This window comes from Calothrix rhizosoleniae SC01 (genome assembly GCF_900185595.1).
Taxonomy (GTDB): Bacteria; Cyanobacteriota; Cyanobacteriia; order Cyanobacteriales; family Nostocaceae; genus Calothrix_A; species Calothrix_A rhizosoleniae.
This window is the reverse complement of record NZ_FYBH01000012.1, coordinates 1-4,474: the sequence shown is the minus strand read 5'-3', so window position 1 is coordinate 4,474 and position 4,474 is coordinate 1. Positions and strand designations below refer to the sequence as shown.

Below are 4,474 nucleotides of genomic sequence, written 5' to 3'. Positions count from 1 at the left end.
TTTGAGAATGATGGTTCCGGCAACTTCACTGAGGTAACTGGCAGCGACAATCCTTTCAATAATGTGAACGTGGGAGTTAGCTCTTCCCCCTCCTTTGCCGACATCGACGGCGATGGAGATTTAGATGCTTACATCGGGGAATTCCGCAATGCTATCAACTACTTTGAGAATACCACCGCTAATATCATCAATGGTACAGATAAGAAAGATAATCTTACTGGTACCATAGTTGATGATACGATATCCGGGGACAATGGCGCTGATAAGATTTTCGGAAAGGAAGGGGATGATGTCATAAAAGGTGATAATGGCGCTGATAAGCTTTTCGGGAATGAAGGAGATGATACCTTAAGAGGTGGTAATGGTCGAGATAACCTGATTGGTGGTCTTGGCAATGATAGCTTAAGCGGTGGTGATGGCAAGGATAGACTTTTCGGAAATGAAGGGGATGATACCTTAAAAGGTGGTGATAGGCGAGATACCCTGATTGGTGGTGATGGCAATGATACCCTGATTGGTGGTGATGGGCGAGATCTCTTAAACGGTGGTGATGGTGCTGATCTTTTTGTTCTTGCTGCTGGTGAAGGAAAAGATATCATTACTGACTTTAGTGGCCTTGATACCATCGGTTTATCTGGTGGTATTGGATTCGACGACTTATCTTTCTCTCGGAATCAGATCATCTTGACTTCTACTAATGAAGTCCTAGCAATCGTGGCTGGGGTGAATACCACAACCCTCACCAGTTCTGACTTTACTACTGTTTAACCGTTTGAGTTAAGGTGTGAACCGCCCCAAGCTCATTCCTTAAAAGTTAGATACATTCGATCCCCAACTTCCTTGAAGAAGTTGGGGTAATTTATTTATCTGTCCTTTGGGCAAGGCAGTCCCGATGAAAACATTTTCACCATCAATGATCTAAGTATAATTTTTTCTTGCTTCTGCCCTCTGTTCCTTGTTCCCTGTTCTCTTGCTGTCCTAACGATAAGTCTTTAACCGGATATGATATTACTGGTGCCGTGCCCCTACCTATCTGTCCCATTCTTTTTTTTAAATGGTGTCATCTGAGCGGTTTTATATGTTTAATAGTTAACAATACGATCAATAGAAATACATATATTAAGAGACATTACCTAGCAATATCTTTACAATGAGTTATCCCACACATTTAGACTGTATCGGGGCATAATTGTGTTTAAAATACTCACGAAACTGGACTATCTACTCAAAGAAACGTGGCTGGGTTTACAACGGGGAAGTTGGATGAATTGGGCTGCCATTAGTACTGTGACAGTGTTACTGTTTTTATTCGGCATGAGCCTGCAAACATCCTGGCAATTAGAAACTTTACTCAACCAATTTGGTAGTCAATTGGAAGTATCAGTTTATCTCAAACCACATGCCAGTGTGGAAAGTATTGCACCGCTTGTAGCAAAAATGCCCCAGGTGTCAGCAATCCAAACTATCACCAAAGAACAAGCTTGGACTGAATTAGTCAAAGAACTAGGAATGTCTGATATTGAAGCTGTGACTCAGCAATTAGGAGAAAATCCCTTGGTGGATGAGTTGACAATTAAGGCTCTTAATTCTGAGGCTGTGCCCACTTTGGCTACTCAATTGGTCAAGATAAAGGGTGTTGATTCCGTACAATATGTGGATGAAGCAGTACGTAGAGTTTCCCAGTTACATCAAGGTCTAAATTGGGTGAGCTTTACCATTACTACTGTCTTAACTATAACCGCGATCGCTGTCACTACCACTACCATCCGTCTGATTGTCATGGCAAGACGTAAGGAAATTGAAGTTATGCAATTGGTGGGTGCTACTTCTACTTGGATCTATTTACCTTTTGTATTGCAAGGGATTACATTTGGATTACTCGGTGGTGCGATCGCTTGGAGTTTTATTAGTATTATTCAACAGTTTTTAGGGCAATTATTAGCTAAGCAACCAGAATTTATTCAATTTCTGGCTGATGGTTTAAAATTATCCCTAGCACAAACTATACTATTACCTTTGGTGTTATTAAGTTTTGGCTCGATTGTGGGATTAATTGGTAGTTTGTTTGCGGTTCGTCGGTTCGCCAAAGTTTAGATTGAAGAAAGCTGTCCCGATGGAAAATAATTTGCACCATCAATTATCTAATACCATTTTGAAAAAAGGATGGGACAAATGGGTAGGGAACATCCATAATCTTTTGGTATATAAAATTATTTTACTGGTGCCGTGCCCTTACGAAGAACTTATATGTTGCAAACATTATTTAAATTGGTATAAGTAGAATTGTTCCTGCTCCCTACTCCCTGCTCCCTGCTCCCCTACTTAGAAGCCAGAAGGAAGTTGTAATTCAATATTTAATTTTTCCCCTATTTCCATAACGTTGTTGGCAAAGTCTGTCATCCCAGCAATCGGTGTAGCAGCTACACTAGCAGCAGTCAGTAAAGCTACTAGACGCTTTTTTAACTTAGGTACACTGCGTTCTTGTTCTGGCTTTTGAATTTCTGCTTCTACATCATCAATATCAATGATCATATCGTCACGGATTTCTGGTGGGAATTGGGCAGCAACTTGGCGCAGGTTGTCGATTAATTGCAGAATTTCGGTGATGTTTGCGCCGCTTGTTTGGGTGAAATTAGAGGCTTGCTGACTGGCGTTGTCTTTGACTTCGTTGGCAAAGTTGGCAATATTTGGATTTTGAAAGTTGTTTGTAAATTGAGGATTTTCTGACATAGCTTTATTATTATTATTAATTTTAATTTCTCTGCTGACAGCTAGTTTAGCAATATCTCGCATATCTTCGTATGCAGCCCTATTATCTGAATAGACATCTCTGTTGTGTAATTTTCGCCGGGATTCTAGGGATTCATAACCATCTAAAAGTTGACGCAGATCGAGTTTTAATTTTAATTTGCCGATAGTGACTGTGGTTTCACCCATTGATTCAAGTCCGAGGAGTTCTTGGTAGTCCAGGGGTGGGTGTTTGGGATAGCCAGGGACGGGAACCCATTCAGTGATTTCGAGATTAGGAAGAGTGTTGTGGATTTTTTGAAAGACATCGCGGAGAATACCGAGAAATAAGCGACGGGTTTCTTGATGTCCGCTAATGGTGATGAAGATTTTTTTGTCTTCAGGATCGGCTTTAATGCGAGCGATGTTGTAGATTTCTTTATTTTCCCGATGTTCCAGCATTACACCACTGCGCCAATAGGTTTGCTTATGAATTTTTGTGTGGGTGATGACGATGAAGCGGGAAATGATGCTTTCGGGGAGAACTTTGTAATGGTATTGAAATTCCAGGGTTTCCTTTTCTAGTTCTGTTTCATCTGGTTGTTCTTTGGGTAGAAGTCCCGCAATCAGGAATTGTGGTGGTTGAGATTCTAGTGCAAAGCAAAGCTCAAATTCTTTCATCAGCCCGATCAAATAGCGATGACGCTGGGGAGGATATCGCTCTTGATTGAGGATGCGGGTGAGATCTGCGGGGGTGAAAATGCCTTTGGCTTTAGTTTTGAGGTTTTCATCACTCAGGAGGGCATAAATGCCTTCTGTCACCCAGTTGGGTTTGAGGACATTGGTATCTTTGAGGATGGGATGCTCGCGGAAATTGAGAACTAAACCAAGTCGATGTAGCAGGTCGATTAGTTGCTCTTGGTTTTGTTCTTCGGGAATCTCGTTTTCGTAGCAGATGCCAATATATTTACTGTAGGTGATGAAGTCTTCAGTCATGGCTTCGAGTTGTTGTTTCACCTCAAACCATGTCAAGGGTAGAAGATCGTAGACTTCCTTGAGCTGGGCGATTTGCTGCAAAATGGCGGTGCGAAGTTCATCAATGCCGATATCGTCCTTGCAGGAGGTTTCGATAATGGCTTGGATGTTGGGGTATTTGTCCCGTAATGCCTTGCGGTTGATGTCGAGGGGTTGTTCGTCTTTTTTGTTACCAACGATAATCACAGGGGACTGTCCACCGAAGCTTTCGATTAGTTTCAGCCAATATTCGATGCGGTTTTCTTCTTCGCTGGTGCGACAATTACAGACTAGGAGATAGAGGCTACGCTTAGTTAAAAAAAACTGATGGGTGGCATGATAAATTTCCTGTCCGCCAAAGTCCCAAACATTCAGGCGGATGTCTTTGCTATTTACCTGCACCTTCCAATTTTCTACATTGAGTCCGTCGGTTTGGGGTTGATTTTTATCATATTGATTGCGGATTAGTCGCTGGATGAGTGATGTTTTGCCGACGCTACCTTGTCCGATGAGTAAGAGTTTGGCTTCGTTGAGTGGACGCACTTCACCGCTACGGAGTAATCGCAAGTAATTGAAAATGTCTTCAACTGAACCAACATGATCAGAAGATCCTAAAATCTCTGGTGAAATAGGAAGCGGATTTCCCCGTAAATCTAGTGTTTCCAATTTTGGCAAACTTTCGATCGCCTCTGGTATCTCCCTTATTTGGTTGTTATAGAGGTCAAGGTAGGTG

3 protein-coding genes are annotated in these 4,474 nt (G+C 41.9%); 2 read left to right on the top strand and 1 reads right to left on the bottom strand.

From position 1 onward, the window contains the following. Window positions 1-768: calcium-binding protein (locus CALSC_RS00455; RefSeq protein WP_268807169.1), on the top strand; the 768-nt coding region annotated here is incomplete at its 5' end. 423 nt (window positions 769-1,191) lie between these two features. Beyond that, complete coding sequence (locus CALSC_RS00450) at window positions 1,192-2,094, top strand: cell division protein FtsX (protein ID WP_088239474.1); 903 nt, start codon at window positions 1,192-1,194, stop codon at window positions 2,092-2,094. A gap of 228 nt (window positions 2,095-2,322) precedes the next feature. Here CALSC_RS00450 and CALSC_RS00445 read toward each other — a convergent pair. Then, window positions 2,323-4,474, bottom strand: a 2,152-nt coding sequence (locus CALSC_RS00445; protein ID WP_143288104.1) for a COR domain-containing protein, incomplete at its 5' end; no start/stop codon positions are given.